This window comes from Microcystis sp. (assembly GCF_048564745.1).
Taxonomy (GTDB): domain Bacteria; phylum Cyanobacteriota; class Cyanobacteriia; order Cyanobacteriales; family Microcystaceae; genus Microcystis; species Microcystis ichthyoblabe_A.
Genome location: NZ_JBLZRT010000030.1, coordinates 1 through 19129 on the forward strand (window position 1 = coordinate 1; position 19129 = coordinate 19129).

The window sequence follows — 19129 nt, forward strand, 5'->3', positions numbered from 1 at the left end:
TTAAGAGGGGATTGAAGATTTTTCTGGCTAGGGCAAATTTAATATTTCTTCTACCCTGCTCGGTTTGCATACGGTTAAGTAATTTTTTTCAACATTGTCAACCTTTACACTACTAATATTTACTGTCATGTTTTGTCGTCAAAGCCAACTGGGAACTGGCCTCCTTGATCAAACTATTACTAGCTGGTTGTTGCCTATTAAATCTTGACAAAATACTGATGCGGCAGCCTGTCACCCATAATGGGCAATTTAATTAACCGACCAGTTCAAGACCAGATTCAATGGGCATATTGGGTACATCCTACCCGATGATCAACTTCTTGTAAAGGTAATTAGTCAGTGCAATAATAACCGTTAATTGAGAATGGACAAAAACCTGACAGGGACTCTATTATAGAGTCCGCCACAGTAAGCCAGTCGCGGAGGAGAGCCGGAGCTGCGGAGCCGGGGGAAACAATCCATAACTGGGTTTTTAAAGTTGGATTGAGAGTTAATCATACTATCAAAAACGGATTTGGTATGAATTTATCATAAAAACACTATCAACCATGGATTTGGCATTAAGTAGCTAGACACAATTAACTACAGATATCTAACCACTTCTTGCATGAGTGCCTTTTGCCTTTTGCCTATCTTAACCAAGAAGTTAATTTTGTCCTATTGCTTATTGTCCCTATCTGAGCTTATCACTAATTTTCTGGCTGAATGGTTCGAGCTAATCCTTGCTCTAAAGTAAAGGGAGGTTGCCAATCCAGGGTTTTTTGAATATGGCTAGAGTCAACGGTAAGAGAACCAAGCAAGCGATCGATACTATAGGTGTTAAAAGGGAGGTTTTTCCCTGTTATGGATTCTATGCTATCACCCAGATAACCTAAGAATCTAAGTAGGGTAGTGGGGACGGGCAGCAATTGACAGGGTTGTTGAATTTGTTGAGCAATGAGTCGAATTAATTGGGGAGTAGAAACAGCTTGGTTATCGCTAATTAAAAAAATTTGATTAGCGGCATTAGGATGATCTAAACAGGTAATAATGGCAGCAACTAAGTTACCCACAAAGACAAAACTACGACGATTTTTTATTGCACCAAAAGGTAAGGGTAATCCCCGTTTAATTAGTTTCATCAAGCGCTCCATATTACCCGGATTACCAGGACCGTAAACTAGAGTAGGACGAAGGATCGTCCAAGTCATGTCACTATCTTTGGCAAGGTTAATTAAAGCTTGTTCTGCTTGCAATTTACTACGACCATAGGGACTATCAGGGTGACAGGGAGAATTTTCTGTGAGTATCCTATCGCTTTGAGTTGTCATCGCACCGATAGAACTGATAAAAATAAAGTGTTTAACTCCTGCTTGAATTGACTGTTGAACCAAGTTAGCTGTACCTTGAGTATTAACCTTAATAAACTCCGCTTCTGGATTGGGAATAGTTTCGTTGATAATATGAGCGCGAGCCGCTAGATGGATGACTATATCAATTCCCTCAAGAGCCTCTTGCCAATTAGTTTTTTCATCGATATGGCCAACTTTGATAGTTTTAATTGGGATAGATAAGGACTGAGACAAATTCTTTCGTACTGCTGCAGTAATCTGGAATTTCTGCTGAGACAAAATTGGCAGAAGATAGCTACCGATAAAACCTGTTGCACCCGTAATTAATACTTTATTCTCAATCATCATGTTTTGTGTTTTCTGCTAAAACTTGTTCATAAACCTGAAAGGTTTTTTCAAACATCTTCTCAAAAGTATATTCTGTTTCGTAGCGTTTGCGTCCTGCCGCTCCCATTTTAGCTCTGAATTGTTGATCAAGAACTAATTGTAATAGTCTCTGGTGTAACGTGTTAACATCTCCCCTCGCTACGGTGTATCCGGTTATTCCTTCCACAATGGCTTCCGATGCTCCACCCACATCTGATACAATTACTGGTAATCCCGCTCTCATGGCTTCGATTGTAGTGCGAGGAAACCCTTCCCAATTAGATATTAAAGTAAATACTTGGGCTTGAGCTAAGACTTCAGCTACATTATTGCGAAAACCTAAAAAGTTAACTCTGTCGATAATTTTTAGCTCCTTGGCTAAGGTTTTAATTTTTTCTAAATCCAGACCGTCTCCGACTAAATCTAAATGGGCTTCGGGAACATTTTGAAAGGCTTTCAGTAAGGTTACATGGTCTTTTTGCTGATCAAATCTTGCCACCATGACAACACGAACAGGGTTAGCATTACTAGGATTAGCTCTCAATTCTGCTGGTAGATCTGGCATCCCATTATGAATGGTCAATAATCGCTGCGGTTGCATACCAGTTTTTATTCCAATTAATCGATCTTGTTCCGAAACACAGATAATTTTATTAGCTAAAGGTTCTGTGATTTTTTCTGACCACTGATAGATAGTTCGACTCGGCTCTGGTACACCTCCTGTAAAAGCCCAACCATGGACGGTAAAAATGCAAGGAGTCTTGCTTTTTCTGGCCGCTAATCGTCCTAAAATTCCCGCTTTACTAGAGTGAGTGCTGATAATATCTGGTTGGAATTCTGCAATAATTTGTTTGATAAAATTCAAGGTTTGCCAGTCTTTAATTAAGTTAATTTTTTTGCCAAAGTGTTGACAAGATACATTGGTTATGCGATGACTGATCAGATCGTCATTATAAATGCCTTTTATTCCAGTAACAACTAAGACTTGATGGTGAGAATCTTGCAAAAATCTCGCTAAATCCCGTACATGAACCTGTGCGCCTGCAACGGTATCTGCTCTAGTAATAACAAAAAGTATTTTCATTTCATGTATGGTTTCGATTCTTGATTTATGGATAATTTTAGAAAAACAGTTTTAGGTTTTTAAAACTTGATTAGCTTTTTGCAATAGCTGCAACATTTTAGGGGCGGTTATTTGAATATTATACTTATCTTCGACAATTTTTCTGCCAGTCCATCCCATGGTTTCTCTTAAATCTCGATCATTTTTCAGCTTTTGAAAAGCTTGCAGCCATTCAGCTTGACTACTAGCTTGAAAGCCGTTGATACCCTCCTTAATAATCTCTGCGTTAACCCCCACTGGTGAACCAATAACTGGGCGAGTAGATGCCATATATTGGATTAGTTTAAATCCGCATTTTCCTCGCTCAAATGGCGTATCGGTAAGGGGCATAATCCCCACATCAAATTGTTGCATCTCTTTCACCTCGGTTGCCTCAGACCAAGGCTTAATTTCTAAAGGTATATCCTCTAGATTTATCTCTTTGGCACCGATAGCAACGACTTTGGCAGCACCATCTCGACAAATCTCTTTTAAAACAGGATAAAGTTCTTGTATATAATCGACAAACTTCAATGGACTTCCTATCCAGCCGATGGTAAAGACTTCATTTTGAGGAGCTTTTGATAAGGGATAGCGATCAAGATCGACGACGGTGGGTAATATTTCTACCCATTTAGCTCCTGCTTGTGTTGCTCTGTTAGCTAAGTAATCATTTCCCGCAATCACTAACCGAGCATTCTGCATTACTCGATCGATTTTCTGTGCCAATAGCCATCTAACTATAGGAGCAGAATGTTGATCGTAACGGTGGAATACTGCGTCATCATAATCAACTAAATAAGGTGTTCTTCCTCTGAGCAACAGTAATTCTAGCCAAGCTGGTAGCCAAGGTAATGCTTCCTTTTCCAACCAGATTAAATCGTATTTTTGAGATTTCAACAGCAGCGAAATTCTCTGTTGATAAGCAGATAATAATCTCGATAAAGGGTATTTTTTCCCTAAGTAGCGAGTTCTAAGATAATCATTATCTAATAAAGGAGCGGTCTCAACCGCTATTCCCTCTTTTTTCAAATAAGGCAAATATTGGTAGGTACGATAGCGGCTACTAGCACCTAAAGTATCATAGCGACTGAATAACAAAATTTTCATTATCATTGGGAATTAGGGTGATGGACTTTACCATGTATGTCCCTAGACAATTGAACGCCTGATTAGACTAGCTGCTGCCTAGTACATTCATTGTTGACACTACATTATCAATTTATTTACTTGCTCACAAGTATCATTTCATACATTTATCTGTCTTTGATTTTTCAATAATTATTTATTGGCGACTATACCAGTATAAAAAAAGCAAATATTCTTTAATCATTTGTAAAATAAAATTAGGAGCCTTGCTCTTATTACTTCTTTTTAAAGCAATTGAAGCACAATGTAAATAGACCATAGACAAAGCCCTATGCTTGAGTTTTTTCGTCTCTATATTGTTGTCATAATTATTTTCAAAAAAATCATTGTACATTATTGGAAGTTCTTGTATCCAGTGCTTTGCCTGCGCCCTTGATACGGATTTAGAATCCAGATGATGCCGAAAAAAGGCAATAACACCGGTTATATATTTTAAATTATATTTGGTGGCAACACGGAGAAAAAATTCTCGATCAAGAACAAAGTTCCATCTGGGATTGAGACCTCCTATGTCACTGATAACAGTACGTCTCCACATACTGCCCTGTTGAGGAATTGGTACTGTGTAGTTTTTGAGCATTTCATCTATAGTAGAATTTTTCCCATAAAGTCTAGATTTATTATTTTCTGAACCTTGGTCTATATCTCCATAAACAAAACTGACATCGGGATGATTTTCTAATTCTTTGGCCATTTTAGCTATAGCTCCTGGATACAAATAATCATCCGAGTTTAGCCAGCCGAGAAATTCTCCAGTGGCCTTCTTAAAACCTTTGTTAATGGCATCTGCCTGTCCCTTATCCACTTCACTAACCCAATAGGCAATCCATGGCCCATATTTGCGAATGATATCTACACTGCCATCCTTGCTGCCGCCATCAATAACGATATATTCCAAATTAGGATAGTCCTGCAATAAAACAGAACGTATTGTTTCCTCCAAAAACTGTGCCTGATTGTAGGAAGGAGTAACTATTGTCACCTTGGGATAGGCAGAACTATCAATGCTATTTGATGGTATATCTTCTGTTGTCCAAGGCCAACCAGTTTTGTTAGGTGGCGGTGGTGGCAGTTCAATTAACCTAGAACAATTGGTCATTCTCGTAACTATCTTAAGGTTTATGAGGCTTTATTATAACAAACTTTGTCAATAAAAGAGTGATTTCCTCTCAAGAAATTACCAGAGGATCAATTATCTGCTGTCAGAGCTTGGCATTGTTAAACTCTGCCGAAGGTAAATTTGTTCTCGGAAATCACCTAATAATTATATGCTTACCCTGCTGGCGGCGGACTTACCGGCTCCTACTCAAGAGCTACAATCTAGCTGTCAATAGCCTTTGAGATGCGCTTACCCTGTGTTGTCTTGGCATCTTGTCTGTTAATTTAGCATAAAGAGTAACGAAGAGCCCTTTTTTCAGTACCCAAGCAAAATTAATTACACACCTTGCTAATCCTTTTGCCGCTCTCAACCCTAGATAAGTAATTATGCCAGTTAAGAAAGCGGCACGCTTAACCTTTCCCTAACCCATAAATTGCTATACATTTTAATTGTGTGAGGAGTGAGAAGAAAGCAAAGTCCTTGGGGTCGAAACACGGCAAGACTCCCAAGGGCTTTTCCATGTCTAGGGAAAAATTGTCAGTCATGAACCAGCCTCAAGAGCGAGAACCTTTTGCCAGTTTAGTTTTATATCATCTCTTTAAATGGTCGTTCGTTAGCCCAACCCTACACGGCTATTTTCGCGGTCGCGTTTACGGAGTGGAAAATGTCCCCCGTCGTCATCCTCTGATTATCGTCTCCAATCACGCCAGTTACTTCGATCCACCCCTATTATCCTGTGCCGTGCGTCGTCCCGTAGCTTATATGGCTAAAGAGGAATTATTTACCATCCCGATTTTAAAACAGGCGATCGCTCTTTACGGGGCCTATCCCGTCAAACGCAGCAGTGGTGATCGCGGGGCAATTCGGGCGGCGATGGCAGCCTTAGCAGCGGGCTGGGCAGTGGGAGTGTTTCTGGAGGGAACCCGCACCGAGGACGGATTAATCCATCAACCAAAACTAGGCGCGGCGATGATTGCCGCTAAAGCGGGCGTTCCCCTGTTACCCGTCAGTTTGTGGGGGACAGAAAAGATTTTTCAAAAAGGGTCTTCTTTTCCCCATAGTATCCCCTTAACCATTCGCATCGGGGAAGTGCTGCCGCCACCGATTTCTAGCAAAAGAGAGGCTTTACAGGCAGTTACCGAGCGCTGTGCCGAAATTATTAACGGATTACACGCTCTCGGACGCTAAATCTTTGCCTTTTGCATGAGTAGAAAACGGGTTTCTCGGAGAAACCCGTTTTCTGTGCGTTACTCAACGGATTTAGTCTTAGATTTCTTTCTCCTACACTTTCAAGTCGGGAATCTAGGCTAAAATTGGCATAACTCGACCATCGCCTCGACCATGTTCTTTTTTGTCCTCGGCTTCAATCTAGGCTTAACTTTATTTAATTGCTTTCTAGTCTGGAAATTGTGGCAATTGCGGCGGATTTTAGGGCGAGTGACCAAAATTTTAAACCGGGTGGAACGACGTTTACACCACATTTTTTACCCCGCCCCCGAATATATTCTCATCGCCGGGGCGAAAACCTATTATCTCCGACAAAACTATCAACGCCTCTGCGGACAGATACAGATACTGCAATCCCTATTCTTGACCTTCTCCCTGATTATCCGTTACTGGCAGCGTCAATCCCGTCAACGCCGTCGCCTGTGGTCGCTAAAATTGAGCAAAATCTCTAGCAACTAAGCAGCTAACAGCGATCGCCAACCAAAGTAATACACAAGTACGAGTTAAATGCAAAGCCTGTTCGACGGTTTTAACGGTAATCGGGTTGAGGTCATCGCCCAATAAAGGTTTTTCCACAATCTGGCCCCGATATTGATTTTTACCCCCCAATTGCACCCCCAAAATCGCCCCATAGACGCATTCACTCCAACCGGAATTAGGACTAGGATCCCGACGGGCATCGCGCCAACAAATGCTTAAAACCCGCCCCGGCTGGCCCGAAATTAGGGCGAGAGTTAATACCGTCAAACGACAGGGTAGCCATGTCAAAACATCCTCGCTTTTGGCACTAAACCAACCCATATGGGTGTAGGGTGGCCGACGATAGCCAATCATCGAATCGAGGGTACTAGCGGCTTTATAAGCGCAAGCGAGGGGCACTGGTCCCACCCCCAGAAAAGCACCGAGAAGGGCATAAAAAAGCGGCGCGGTAACTCCATCCACACCATTTTCACTGACAGTTTCTAATAGGGCGCGGAGGATTTCTTCCTGGCTGAGATTATCTGTGTCGCGACCAACGTATAAACTTAGTTGGCAACGAGCTAGGGTGATATTTTCAGCTTGTAAAGGTGCGATGACGGTTTCGGCAGCCCTGCGTAAACTTCTACCGGCTAAACAACTAGCCAAGAGAATCATTTGTACTAGGCAACTCAGCAGCAAATTGACCTGACCTAACCATTGGATTCCTAGCCAAGTTAAGACCCCAGCCAAGATAATTAAACTCAGTCCCAGAATTATGCCCGCTAAACGTTGGCAAATTTTTTCCCGCGTCCAATTAAGGATAACTTTTGTGGCAACGGCAATAATCGCCCCCATCACCTGCACTGGATGAATCCATCCCCAGGGATCGCCGATCAGATAATCTAAAACTGCCCCTAATACTAAAATGATCGCCGTTGCCGTTTCCTTCACAATTACTCCCTTTTGCCATCGATATCCCGAATTTTCTCAATATTGTCTTCCCAGTTAGCCCCATCAAAGAACTGGATCTGAAAATCGCCTAAGACATTGCCATCCAAACAGCGCAGGTTTATATCTATAGCGTCAGGATGGGAGCGGGGACGATAGAAAGGATGAATACCACAAACACGACAAAAATAATGTTGGGCTGTGTGGGTATTAAATGTATAGGTACTTAAAAAATCTTCACCGCTTAGGAGGGTAAATTGTGCTGAAGGAACAATCAGATGCAGAAAACCTTTTTTCTGACAAATCGAACAATTACAGTCTAGAGCTTGATCATGCTTGATCGCCACTTGAAAACGGATCGCTCCACAGTGACAACCTCCCCCATAAATCTTTGCTTGTTTTGTTGCTGTCATAACTTCTAAACTACTAAACGATAAAGCTGGTTTCCTCTCCCCTAGCGGCGATCCAGCTACGCGCATCGTAGTATAAATCCGCTAAGGTAATCTTCCCTAGGGCTTCTTTTAATTTCTCGTGGAGGTGTTTCCAGATAGTAAATGTCACCCAATCTTCTGCCTGTTCGTCCCTGGGATGATAACCTGATAATGGCTCGATCGTCTCTCCCACTGCCTCCAAAATTTGCCCCAACGAGATACGATTTGCCGGCCTAGCCAATTGATAACCCCCTTGCGATCCCCGAAAGGAACGAACTAACCCCGCTCGTCGCATTTCTATCAGCAATTTCTCTAGATAAGCAGCCGGTATATCTTGACGCAGGGCGATCGATTTTACCGATACGGGAGTTCCCCTCGGTTGTAAACTAAGATCCAGCAAGGCTTTAACACTATAGTGACCCCTAGTTGTTAGCTTCATTATCCCTCATTTTTACCTCTTTATCTCTATCCTAGCCCCTGCTCTCATTGATGACAGAAAGGCTAACCTCCCTTACCCCGGCATCTCGATCAACATTGATAAATTCTGTTAAGATTTTGATCGAGAGATAGAGTCTAATCAATTACAATCAATTTCCCCAAGCAAGTGACAATTTTTAGTTTATACCGTGTAAGATAAGTGTAGAGATCAATCGTAACCCGATTGTTTCTGGTCAGGGGGAGCAATTCTCCTCGACTAGCCTTGATGACCCTAACCTTTACTTATCTACTGCAAACTTAAATGAACACAACTACTAATCCAGAACCCCTGACCGGCCTCGAACTAATTGAGAAAGTTAAACAGCTAGGCAACCTCAGCAAAGAAGAAAAAGCCCGGGAATGCGGCTACTATACCATGACAAAAAATGGTATTGAACGCGTTAATATGATGAAATTTCTCAATGCTTTAATCGATGCTGAGGGAATTGACTTAGATAGCAGTGCCAATGGTCATGGACGAGGTGGGCGCTCGGCCAGCTACCGGATCAGTGTCCAATCAAATAATAATCTCCTGATCGGTTCGGCCTACACCAAAAAAATGGGACTCAAACCGGGAGATGAATTTGAAATTACTTTGGGGAGAAAACATATTCATCTCAAGCAAGTTGGCGCCAGCGACGACGACGAATAGCCATAATTAAGGAGAGAGCCGTTTCACTCTCTCCTTGCAGATAGGGTCTGCTGAAAAATTCACTCCAGAAATCATGCTATTGAATGCCACTGATTTGTCGCCCAATTGATAAGTTTTACTTAGGCAAAACAAATTTAAACATGATTTTTATTAAAGAGAAAGACTATCTTAGTTCATTTGTTCGCAAAAAAGCCAGAAAGACAAAAAAAGCCCAAAAAAACTGCCGAAGCAGTTGGGAAAGATTGACAACCAAAAAGATAATAGCAAGGACAGTTCCTGAAGTTTCAGGTAGTTTTGTCATGACCAGATTGAAACTAAAATCTTCTCTTAGCTTGTCCGGACTTTCTGGGAGCATCTCAGATGTGCAGAAATAACGACAATCAACAATGATCAGTCATCCTTAAATTAGTACGAATGTATGAACAACCGCATCTAAGCATCCCACTGCAAAAGCTAATCTGCGGCGGGATTGAGGAAAAAATCGCCATTAAGCGCGAATTTTAGAAGATAGTTTTCTTGGAAAAATCCCCACTGGGTAGATTGACAAAAATCAGATGCACCCCTAGGTAAAGACTCTAATTCACTCGATCCCGAACGTCACCGAAACCACTGCGGTAATATCTTTGTCGATCGAGGAAGTGTCGTAAATTCCCGAATCGCTCACGTCAGTGGAATTGCGCGAGGTGATCTGAAAAACTCCCGTTTTCGCATCGCGCACCCTTCCCACCCGACTGCCGGTACTACTAGCGATCGCCTCAGCCCTCGCTCTCGCATCTTTGGTCGCTGCCGCCACCATTTCCACCCGCAGCTTATCCAGTTGGGTGTAAAGATATTGGGGAGGTTCAGAGACGAGGTTAATTCCCTCCTCAATCAATTCCGTTACCTGCCTAGAAAGTTCCGTGTAACGGGCCACATCGCTCGCTCGGATCTCGAAGCGTTGGGTGAGACGATAGGCGAGAATTTGTCCGGTTTCCTGGCCGTTAACTGTTACTTCGGGAATCGCCATCGTCTCGATCGCGTTGGTGGTGATTGCGTCTTCGGGAACTTGTTTTTCTTTGAGATAAGCTCGTATCCGCTGGGTTTGCCGGATCAGATCGCGGTAGGCATCCTGAGCGCTGGGTTGTTGACTGGAAATCGATAAACGCCAGAGAAGATAATCGGATGTAATCGCCCTTTTGGCCGAACCAGTGACGACAAAAACATCGCTCGCCCGTTTCACCGCCAAGAACGAGCGTGCCGCTATCCACGAACTCAAGACGAGAGCGATCGATAGCACCGATAAACCCGCGAACACCTGTGGGAAACGTCGAAATATAGAACTGTCTTTCATCATCCCCATCCTAGAAATCCGACGTTTCTATCCTATGCTAGTAGCAAGTGCCTTGAAATTATTATTTACAAAAATCAATGGAAGTCGCAATCTGACGCGATGCTTTCCCTTCCCCAAAAACTCCCTAGCGCTGACGGCGACAACGCCCGATAAGTTCAGCTTGACCATGGAATGGGCTTTATCCCCCTCTGTTTAACCCGAACTGTGGTTAAATAAATACTTCGCCGAAAAAGGTTCCAGCGAAGTACCACAATAGTCAGTGACCAGTTATCAGTTATCAGTACCTTTACTATAACACCTTTGATCCAAAAATCATAGCTTGGTGCAAAAAAAAGGCCACAAATAAATACTTCGCCGAAAAAGGTTTCAGCGAAGTACCACAATAGTCAGTGACCAGTTATCAGTTATCAGTACCTTTACTATAACACCCTTTTTCGATCACTGCAAGACTTTTTGCAAATTTTAGGCCAAGAATTTTGGACCCAGGCCGACTTTCGGCGCGTACACCGCCCGATCGCCCAATTCTTCTTCGATGCGTAATAAGCGATTATACTTAGCCACCCGTTCACTGCGACTGAGAGAACCAGTTTTAATCTGTCCGGCATTAGTAGCCACCGCCAGATCCGCGATCGTGGTGTCTTCCGTTTCTCCAGAGCGATGACTAATTACAGAACGATAACCGTGACGGGTAGCTAGGGCGATCGTTTGTAGGGTTTCCGTCAAAGAACCGATCTGATTGAGTTTAATCAGGATCGAGTTAGCAATACCCAGATCGATCGCTTTTTGCAGACGGATGGGATTAGTCACCATCAAATCATCGCCCACCAACTGAATCCGCGCCCCCAGTTTATCGGTCAATAATTTCCAGTTATCCCAATCTTCCTCGTGTAAACCGTCTTCAATAGAAATAATCGGATAGCGATCGACTAAACTGGCCAAAAAATCCACCATTTCGGCGGGAGAATGGGCCGAACCATCGTAGAGGTATTGACCATCCTTATAGAATTCACTGGCGGCCACATCCATAGCTAAAGCCACCTCCGACCCCGGTTTATAACCAGCACGTTCGATCGATTCGATTAAAATATCCAAAGCTTCCTGATTTGAAGCCAAATTAGGAGCATAACCGCCCTCATCGCCCACACCGGTCAGTAATTTGCGTTCGTGCAAGGCCTTACCCAAAGCGGCGAATACTTCCGCTCCCCAACGCAAACCTTCCTTAAAAGAATCGGCCCCGATGGGGAAGATCATAAACTCCTGAAAATCGACGTTATTATCAGCGTGAGAACCACCATTGATCACGTTCATCATCGGGACGGGTAGTACATTGGCCATCGGACCGCCGAGATAACGATAGAGAGGCAAGCCCAGATCCGCCGCCGCCGCTTTGGCCGTGGCTAGAGAGACGGCTAGGATAGCATTAGCCCCTAATTCTCGTTTATTGGCCGTGCCATCGCGATCGATCATAGCTAAATCGATACTAGCTTGGTCGAAAGCATTCATCCCCTCCAAAACCGGGACAATTTTTTCGTGGACATTGCGAACCGCTTTCAGGACACCCTTACCACCGTAACGCTGGGGATCATCATCGCGTAATTCGTGGGCCTCAAAACTACCCGTAGAAGCGCCACTGGGAACCTGGGCCAAACCGAGCGCCCCCGATTCTAACAGCACTTCCGCTTCGATCGTGGGACGGCCGCGGGAATCTAGAATCTCCCTAGCTGCGATCGCTTCGATGGGAACTTCGATTTTATCTAACATAACTTATCGTCTCCAACTCAATTTACGGGGTAATTTCGGCTGATTACTAATTGCCTAAAGGGAAATCCACGTTGACAATCTGCTTTTGATCATCAAAAACGAGGATTAAAGTATCCGTCAGTTTTTCAAATTGAATCGTCACCAACACCAAATCCACGCCGTCCGTATCCGAACCTTTTCTGACCTGAGTTCCCACAACCCGACGCACAGGGCCGGTACGCTTAAGTAAATTTTCCCAAGCGCCTTGCACTCTGGTGGGGAAAACCTCAGCTTTGAGAAAAGGGTGTAGATAGCCTCTGGCCAGGCCGTAGTCTTTATTGACCAAAGCCTTGACAAAAGCATCGCCAATCTCAGAAATACTACGAAATTCGGGAAAATCGGCGGCAATTACCTGACCAGCTCGGTTAAAGGTAACTATCACATCGTCGGTAACTTTCTCAAATTCAACGGTGACAATCACCAGATTGGCATTGATAGCATCGAGTAGCCTGCTTTTGACAATGCGCTTAAACGGTCCAGTATGGTCAGTGACTTGGCTTTCCCAGACCTTTTGCAGTTTTTCGGCAGTCCAGAGGGGTTTTAGTTGGGGTGACAAAGCTGCGATCACCTTGTCGTATTGTTTAGTTCCCAACCATTCCACTATCTGCCGAGCTTGCTTTTCTTCCCGAACGGGATCACCAAGAGTGATCGCAGTCGGTTCTAGGTTCGCCTGTACTGGTGAAACGCTGAACGGAGTCCAAGGCAGGGAAAAACCAATTAAACACAAAGAGAGAATCGATACCCGTTTCGCTAATGAAAGCCGCATCATTTCAGCTATTGCTCCGCAAATAAATAACGTTTTTCCACTTGACGATTGAATTGATGCCATTGTTCATTAGTTAAAGCATTCAACATCGGTCGATCGAGCAATATCTCTCCTCTTGTTATACTGATTTAACGATTAAAACTACCGCCGAACGCGCTTGCACCCGATAATTTTCCGATTCAATAGCGGCGGCGGCATCTAAATCACAGGCTGCCTCGGACAATTGCCCAGCAGTATCAATGACGCGATGCCATTTTTCCCCTTGTCCCAAGGGTGGTAACTGGAAGTTGAGAGATTCCCAGTAAGCGTTGAGCATAATGTGTAAATACTCGTTTGCCTTAGGATGACGCAGGGAAAAAGCTAAACTGCGGGAATCTTCCGACCAATCGGGTTTACTCAACTGTACACCATGCCAACTGAGATGGGGTTCAAGACTGGTATAGGTGACTTCTAGCAATTTTTCTTGACGGAAAAGAGCTAATTTTTTATTAAAATCGATCAGTCTCCTTACGAAACACCAAAGATCGAACTCTTGCTCTACCGCACTCCAATCGAACCAACTTAACTGGTTATCCTGACAATAGGCGTTATTGTTGCCCTTTTGGGTGCGTCGCACTTCGTCCCCCATCAACAGCATAGGTGTTCCTTGGGAAATGAACAGGATCGTTAAGAGATTTTTTATTTGTTGCAGTCGCAGGGTTTTAATCGCCTCGTTATTGGTTTCCCCTTCTATCCCACAATTCCAGCTAAAATTATCGTTGCAACCGTCCCGATTCTCCTCGCCGTTAGCCTCGTTGTGTTTCTCGTCGTAGGACACTAGATCGTTAAGGGTAAAGCCATCGTGACAGGTAACAAAATTTATACTTCTATTGACATCAGTGTTAGGTCTGTGGTATATGTCGGGGCTTCCTAAAATCCGCGCCGCTAATTTGCTGACTATGCCGGTATCTCCCCGGACAAAAGCGCGCACATCATCGCGAAAAGGACCATTCCACTCGGAAAACCAATCGGCAAATTCGACAAATTGACCGACACTATACAATCCTGCTGCGTCCCAAGCTTCGGCGATTAATTTTGTGCCAGCTAAGACCGGATCCGATTCGATCGCCCAGATAATGTTATAACCTTTTTGCAGGATCGGTTCCCCGTCCACATTGCGCGATAATACGGCCGCTAGGTCAAAGCGAAAACCATCGACGTGCATTTCCGACACCCAATAGCGCAAACAATCGAGAATCATTTTGCCAACAATGGGATGACTGCCCTTGAGGGTGTTACCACAGCCGGTATAGTTGCTATAGAGGCTTTTATCGACCGCATCGAGGATGTAGTAGGTGCGATTATCGATACCTTTCAAGGAAAGAGTCGGCCCGATTTCGTCCCCCTCGGCGGTATGATTGAAAACCACATCGAGAATCACTTCGATCCCCGCTTTGTGTAACGCTTTCACCAGATCCCGAAATTCATTCAAAGGACCGATCGGTGAGCGATCGCTACTGTAACCGGCATGGGGCGCAAAAAAGCTGATCGTGCTATAACCCCAATAGTTAGTTAACCCCGGCATAGCGGCAGCGGGATCAAAGTAATGAATCGGTAACAATTCCACGGCAGTAATGCCTAGGTTTTTCAAATAGGGTATTTTTTCGATTAATCCCGCAAAAGTACCTCTTTTTTCCTCGCTAACGCCGGAATTCGGGTTACGGGTAAAGCCACCGACGTGCATTTCGTAGATAAAACTGGCAGAGTAGGGAGTGCGTAGCGGTTTGTCATCTTCCCAATCGTAGCGGCCCGGATCCACTACCAGACCCCGCAAAGCTCGATGACAATTATCGCCTTTTTCGCTGGCAGCTTGTCGATCATAAATTTCCGCACCGACAATCGCTTTCGCATAGGGATCGAGAACTACTTTATCAGGATCGAAGCGATGACCCTGGGCCGGATTATCCGGACCATAGACTCGATAAGCATACACTTGACCGACTCCAATGCCGTGAACGAAAATATGCCAATAGAAAAAGGTGCGGTTTGTTTGCGGGGTGAGGAGAATAGTCTGGCTAGGTACGGGAGAATTAGCATCATCAAATAATAATAATTCGATCGCAGTAGCATACTTAGAAAATAGTGAGAAGTTGACACCATCGGCCAAGACAGTCGCACCGACGGGATGGCTTTTACCGTGATCGGTTTCTAAGGTCATTGTCAAGAGATAAGAAGTGATTAGGAGTAGTATAAGATTATTCGGCGTTGCTGAATCAAGGGATGAATGCTAACTGTGTATCGCATCCAAAAGTTAGTTGGAGTCTAGGTTTTAAAAATTTCACCAAAGAAGATTAAGATATCCAATCAGCAACGCTGGCGTTATACCGATTAGAGCCATGACCACAGAAAGACAAAAACTTTACGAGCTAAACGTAGTCAAGCTATTTCGTGATGCAGGAGGATTGAGCCACTACGCAGAACTGCACGTGCCAGATCACCTGGAAAGACCCGATATCATAGCAAGAATTGATTCTATTACGATTGGAATCGAAATCAGGAATCTATTCAATGACGAGAAAGATAGGTCTGGCAGTCGCGACCGTAAACGTCGTGGCATATATGAATCTGTAGTTAAAACTTGTTCCCATATTCATTCAAGGCGTAGCGACAAATGGATTGATGTCCAGGTATCCTTTAGCAGTTATGTTGATGCTGACCTGATCGCAAGGCGAAAAAGAAAAGAGAAAATAGCTGAGATGCTAGTGAAATTGGTTGAGAAGTATGATCCTAAAATTGGAGATTATTTCACCTTGCGTGCTGAAAAGTTGTGGGGGCCGGATTGGCCTGAAGAAATCAACTATGTTCGCGTAATGCGACTTGAAGGGGATAACCCCCCTCATTGGAGTTACACAGATAGCTTTTGGGTCGGTGAAACAACAGACGAACTAATACAAAATGCGCTTGACGACAAAGAACCAAATATTCTGAAATGGCGTGATGGATTTGATGAGGCATTGCTTTTACTTGTTTTAGATGGCAGCGTCGGCGCAAGTACGCTTCGCCCGCATGAGCAGTTGATGAATAATGAGTATCTAAGCTCTTTTGATCGAGCCTGCGTCATGGAGTTCGATGGGAAGAGTTACAGAGAACTGCGTCTGCGAAGAGCTAAGGTATAACGCAGTGCGATCGCCGATCTTGTCTGGTGCGTTCCCTAACCTGGCCCCCACTGCTCCAGCGATCGATTTTGGGTAGCGCACCCCGCACATTCTATCCCCTAATAGCGATCGCTAAATAAATTTCTCAAAAAAATCGACCCGCCTAAGGGCGGGAAAGAAAAGAAAAAAGAAAAAATAGGGAATGAGGGTAAAAGGGGAAAAAGGGAAAAGGGTTAGAGAGTTCTCCCGAATACGCAGACTACCCGAAAACCGAGAAAGTTGTAGCGGTAGCCGCGGCGGAAGACGTCGCTGCGAATCGCGGAACGGCAGATAACAGGACCGTAGCCCCAGGAACCGCCCCGCAGAGGAGAACGATTATCATTACCATTTTCTATCCAGACACTGCCATCCGTCGGCGCAACATGATAATTATCGTGCCAAGTATCGGCGCACCATTCCCAGACATTGCCGTGCATATCGTACAGCCCAAAAGCATTGGGCGGAAACTGCCCCACGGGAGTCGTTTGTTCTCGATATTCTCCCTTCGGTTCCCCGGCATAGGCATTGCTGGCACGGTAGTTAGCCAATTCCCCCGTAATGGTTTCCCCAAAGTAGAACGGGGTAGTCGTCCCAGCGCGACAAGCATACTCCCATTCCGCCTCACTGGGAAGCCGATATTCCCTTCCTGTCAGCTTGGATAATCTCCCACAGAACTCGACCGCATCGTACCAACTGACTTGTTCGACGGGACGGCGATCGCTATCGGGACGGTCTTTAAAATGGGCCGGGTTGAGATCAAGGTTGACCCTTCGGCTTCGCTCAGGGTCAACTTTTAAGTCGGTAAGGGAGGCGATCGCTTTCCACTGGGCCTGGGTGATGGGGTATTTACCCATGAAGAAGGGTTTAATCGTTACTTCATGTTGTGGTCTTTCCCTTCTATATCCTTCCCAATCAAATTTTTTCACCAGTCTTTCGATTTCCTCGTCTTCCGTTCCCATCGTGAATGTACCCCCCGGGATGGCGACCATTTCTAGGGTGATGCCGTTGCCCAAATCTTGGGCGAAATATTGGGACTGCTTCGACTCTTTTTTGATTTGCTCACCCTTCGCATTTACTCCCACGATCTCAAAGTTAAATACCTTGAGTCCAGTTTCTTGAGAAGGTTTAGGGGTCGATGACCTATTTCCCTCAGACCCCTTGACGTATTCGCGACCCCTAAAAGGAATCGAAAGCGACTGTAACATATTTTTTTACCACTCTATAGTCTCCCAATTAATTTTGGGAGCAGTAGAAGGAATCGAAGACTGTCTTAGAGCGATGCGCTTGATAGCTTCGATCGCCTCTAAATCGCCACGAGATGCTCCTAAGACACGAATCCATAACTGTTCAGCTAAGTCAAGATCGCCCCTATTTTCTGCTAAGGAAGCCTCATGCTTTAGGGGTTGCACGTCCCTAAGCGTGGCAACTTGTTCTAACAAAATAAAATAGAGCTTGTGGGGCGGTTCTGCTTTTAGATAGGGATTCTGTCTCGGTTTCCCATATCTAGCGTTAGTTTGCTCGACTTGACGGCGCAGATATTCGTATAGACGCTCGACCGTAGCACAATTGGCTTCTCCTTGCCGCCGCAATCCTTCCAGCAGCGTATGAGTAAATGAGCCTTGTTGTAACTCATCGATCTCCCAAGATTGCTGATTGGCAGTACAGGAATAAAAGGTTATGACTCCCTGATGCTCCTCCTCTCCAATGCCCAGACCGCCTCGGCTGTCTTCATCTCGACAGGCATCTAAAAATAGTACGACGTTATCGGCCCCAGACCGCCGCAGCCGCTCGGTGACATAATCCACCGATACAGCCGTTTCTCTTACATTACCCGGATCACTATCCGGCAGCATCAGATAGTCTTTGTCTTGATAGCGCCTGCCATGACCAGCAAAGAAAAACCAGAGATTGTCTCCAGACTTAAGCAGGGGAGTCTCGAACTGCTTCTGAAGAAACCGCTTGAGACGACCGTAGGTTGGCTGCGTGGGAATGGGGGGACTAGCAGGAATGGGTGGAGAATCTTCGGTAAAGAGAAATATCCCACTGCGATCGAATCCTCCCTCCCCTTCACACCAAGCTTTGATCGCTTCCGCGTCTTGCTTGGCGTATTTCAGCGGCTTGAGGTTGTCATACTCGTTGATGCCGATCGCTATCACCCAGTTTTTAGCCATCTTTTCTCTTGAACTTAAACGTCATCGCTCCTTTACCTCCTGCTTTGCCCCCGATCCCAAACAGGCTAACTTGTCCTTCCCCATTAATTTCTACAGACAGTTCCACTTCATCGAGCCGGATTTTAGCGCTCGGAGGATCGGCTTCATCGAGCATTTCCCGCATCGCTTTGAGAAAGCCCTGCATTTCTAGCTTCAGTTTGGACACATCCACTTGACTTCTTTCGGTGGCCGCAACTTCGGGCGATTTTTCCTTTTCACCGAGCCGTCCCCCGATATCACTGCTACTTCTAGCGCCGGTGGGCGTTTCTCGAACATCAGATTCACCCGTAATGATCCATATTTTGCTGGGAGTCGCAATATCTTCGGTCATTGTGTTGATTTCCCCTAAATGTTATCTCACTTGCCTTTAAGCAAACTTTCTAAGTAGGTAGGCGTTAAAAATTATCAGATGCCCCCCTTATCAAGGGGGGACTAAGGGGGGATCGGCACCCCCCTTATCAAGGGGGATCCCCCCGCCTATCGGCACCCCCCTTATCAAGGGGGGCAGGGGGGATCGGCACTAAAATTCATTTTTAATTTAATTATAACCAGCTACTTAACTCTATTATATTTCTCTCGACCTCCGCTACTCGCTGACTCAACGGTACA

17 protein-coding genes and 2 pseudogenes are annotated in these 19129 nt (G+C 44.7%); 4 read left to right on the top strand and 15 right to left on the bottom strand.

Annotated features, from left to right (window positions below; all coding sequences use genetic code 11):
- Positions 1–689: 689 nt before the first annotated feature.
- From ACOCD9_RS04695 to ACOCD9_RS04710, 4 genes are all read right to left on the bottom strand, one after another.
- On the bottom strand, positions 690–1676 hold the full coding sequence (locus ACOCD9_RS04695; protein ID WP_419546567.1) for an NAD-dependent epimerase/dehydratase family protein: 987 nt from the start codon (positions 1674–1676) through the stop codon (positions 690–692).
- Positions 1669–2781: a glycosyltransferase family 4 protein gene (locus ACOCD9_RS04700; protein ID WP_287699865.1), complete on the bottom strand. Its 1113-nt coding sequence runs from the start codon at positions 2779–2781 to the stop codon at positions 1669–1671. Before ACOCD9_RS04700 ends, ACOCD9_RS04695 begins: the two co-directional genes overlap by 8 nt.
- A gap of 51 nt (positions 2782–2832) precedes the next feature.
- Entirely contained in the window at positions 2833–3909 is a 1077-nt protein-coding gene (locus ACOCD9_RS04705) for a glycosyltransferase family 4 protein (RefSeq protein ID WP_287699864.1), read from the bottom strand.
- Positions 3910–4084: 175 nt separating this feature from the next.
- Positions 4085–5047, bottom strand: a complete 963-nt coding sequence (locus ACOCD9_RS04710; RefSeq protein ID WP_287699863.1) for a glycosyltransferase family 2 protein — start codon at positions 5045–5047, stop codon at positions 4085–4087.
- 519 nt (positions 5048–5566) lie between these two features.
- Between ACOCD9_RS04710 and ACOCD9_RS04715 the strand changes: the two genes are divergently transcribed.
- Entirely contained in the window at positions 5567–6235 is a 669-nt protein-coding gene (locus tag ACOCD9_RS04715; RefSeq protein ID WP_287699862.1) for a lysophospholipid acyltransferase family protein, read from the top strand.
- Positions 6236–6388: 153 nt separating this feature from the next.
- Positions 6389–6733 (top strand): hypothetical protein, encoded by a 345-nt coding sequence (locus tag ACOCD9_RS04720; protein ID WP_002783765.1) that lies wholly within the window; start codon positions 6389–6391, stop codon positions 6731–6733.
- Here ACOCD9_RS04720 and cbiB read toward each other — a convergent pair.
- The 3 genes from cbiB to ACOCD9_RS04735 are packed head-to-tail and all read right to left on the bottom strand — an operon-like array spanning position 6704 to position 8551.
- A complete protein-coding gene (gene cbiB / locus ACOCD9_RS04725) occupies positions 6704–7684 on the bottom strand; it encodes an adenosylcobinamide-phosphate synthase CbiB (protein WP_287715218.1) in 981 nt (326 codons plus the stop codon). The genes ACOCD9_RS04720 and cbiB overlap by 30 nt on opposite strands.
- A gap of 2 nt (positions 7685–7686) precedes the next feature.
- Positions 7687–8160 carry a GFA family protein gene (locus ACOCD9_RS04730; protein ID WP_104395972.1) on the bottom strand — a complete coding sequence of 158 codons (474 nt, stop codon included), beginning with the start codon at positions 8158–8160 and terminating at the stop codon, positions 7687–7689.
- The gene (locus ACOCD9_RS04735) at positions 8108–8551 is read right to left on the bottom strand and encodes an Rrf2 family transcriptional regulator (RefSeq protein WP_002738021.1); all 444 of its coding nucleotides are present in this window, start codon (positions 8549–8551) and stop codon (positions 8108–8110) included. The genes ACOCD9_RS04730 and ACOCD9_RS04735 overlap by 53 nt, the downstream gene beginning before the upstream one ends.
- Before the next feature lie 300 nt (positions 8552–8851).
- Between ACOCD9_RS04735 and ACOCD9_RS04740 the strand changes: the two genes are divergently transcribed.
- The gene (locus ACOCD9_RS04740; RefSeq protein ID WP_002737568.1) at positions 8852–9241 is read left to right on the top strand and encodes an AbrB family transcriptional regulator; all 390 of its coding nucleotides are present in this window, start codon (positions 8852–8854) and stop codon (positions 9239–9241) included.
- 163 nt (positions 9242–9404) lie between these two features.
- Here ACOCD9_RS04740 and ACOCD9_RS04745 read toward each other — a convergent pair.
- From ACOCD9_RS04745 to glgX, 5 genes and pseudogenes are all read right to left on the bottom strand, one after another.
- Positions 9405–9585, bottom strand: a pseudogene (locus ACOCD9_RS04745) (transposase); the annotation flags it as partial.
- Positions 9586–9821: 236 nt separating this feature from the next.
- Complete coding sequence (locus tag ACOCD9_RS04750; protein ID WP_419546570.1) at positions 9822–10571, bottom strand: SIMPL domain-containing protein; 750 nt, start codon at positions 10569–10571, stop codon at positions 9822–9824.
- A 462-nt stretch (positions 10572–11033) separates the two neighbouring features.
- Positions 11034–12332 (bottom strand): phosphopyruvate hydratase, encoded by a 1299-nt coding sequence (gene eno / locus ACOCD9_RS04755; protein WP_287740792.1) that lies wholly within the window; start codon positions 12330–12332, stop codon positions 11034–11036.
- Positions 12333–12378: 46 nt separating this feature from the next.
- On the bottom strand, positions 12379–13140 hold the full coding sequence (locus tag ACOCD9_RS04760) for a DUF3887 domain-containing protein (RefSeq protein ID WP_287699860.1): 762 nt from the start codon (positions 13138–13140) through the stop codon (positions 12379–12381).
- Positions 13141–13255: 115 nt separating this feature from the next.
- Positions 13256–15334 (bottom strand): glycogen debranching protein GlgX, encoded by a 2079-nt coding sequence (glgX, locus tag ACOCD9_RS04765; RefSeq protein ID WP_419546571.1) that lies wholly within the window; start codon positions 15332–15334, stop codon positions 13256–13258.
- Between the two features lie 178 nt (positions 15335–15512).
- On the opposite strand from glgX, the gene ACOCD9_RS04770 reads away from it, so the two are divergent.
- Positions 15513–16292, top strand: a complete 780-nt coding sequence (locus tag ACOCD9_RS04770) for a hypothetical protein (protein WP_419546573.1) — start codon at positions 15513–15515, stop codon at positions 16290–16292.
- Between the two features lie 212 nt (positions 16293–16504).
- Here the strand turns inward: ACOCD9_RS04770 and ACOCD9_RS04775 are convergent.
- The 3 genes and pseudogenes from ACOCD9_RS04775 to ACOCD9_RS04785 all read right to left on the bottom strand — a co-directional run.
- Positions 16505–17416, bottom strand: a pseudogene (locus ACOCD9_RS04775) (formylglycine-generating enzyme family protein); the annotation flags it as partial.
- Positions 17417–17521: 105 nt separating this feature from the next.
- Positions 17522–18481: a caspase family protein gene (locus tag ACOCD9_RS04780; protein WP_419546574.1), complete on the bottom strand. Its 960-nt coding sequence runs from the start codon at positions 18479–18481 to the stop codon at positions 17522–17524.
- Entirely contained in the window at positions 18474–18851 is a 378-nt protein-coding gene (locus ACOCD9_RS04785) for a Pepco domain-containing protein (protein ID WP_419546575.1), read from the bottom strand. The genes ACOCD9_RS04780 and ACOCD9_RS04785 overlap by 8 nt, the downstream gene beginning before the upstream one ends.
- Positions 18852–19129 lie beyond the last annotated feature (278 nt).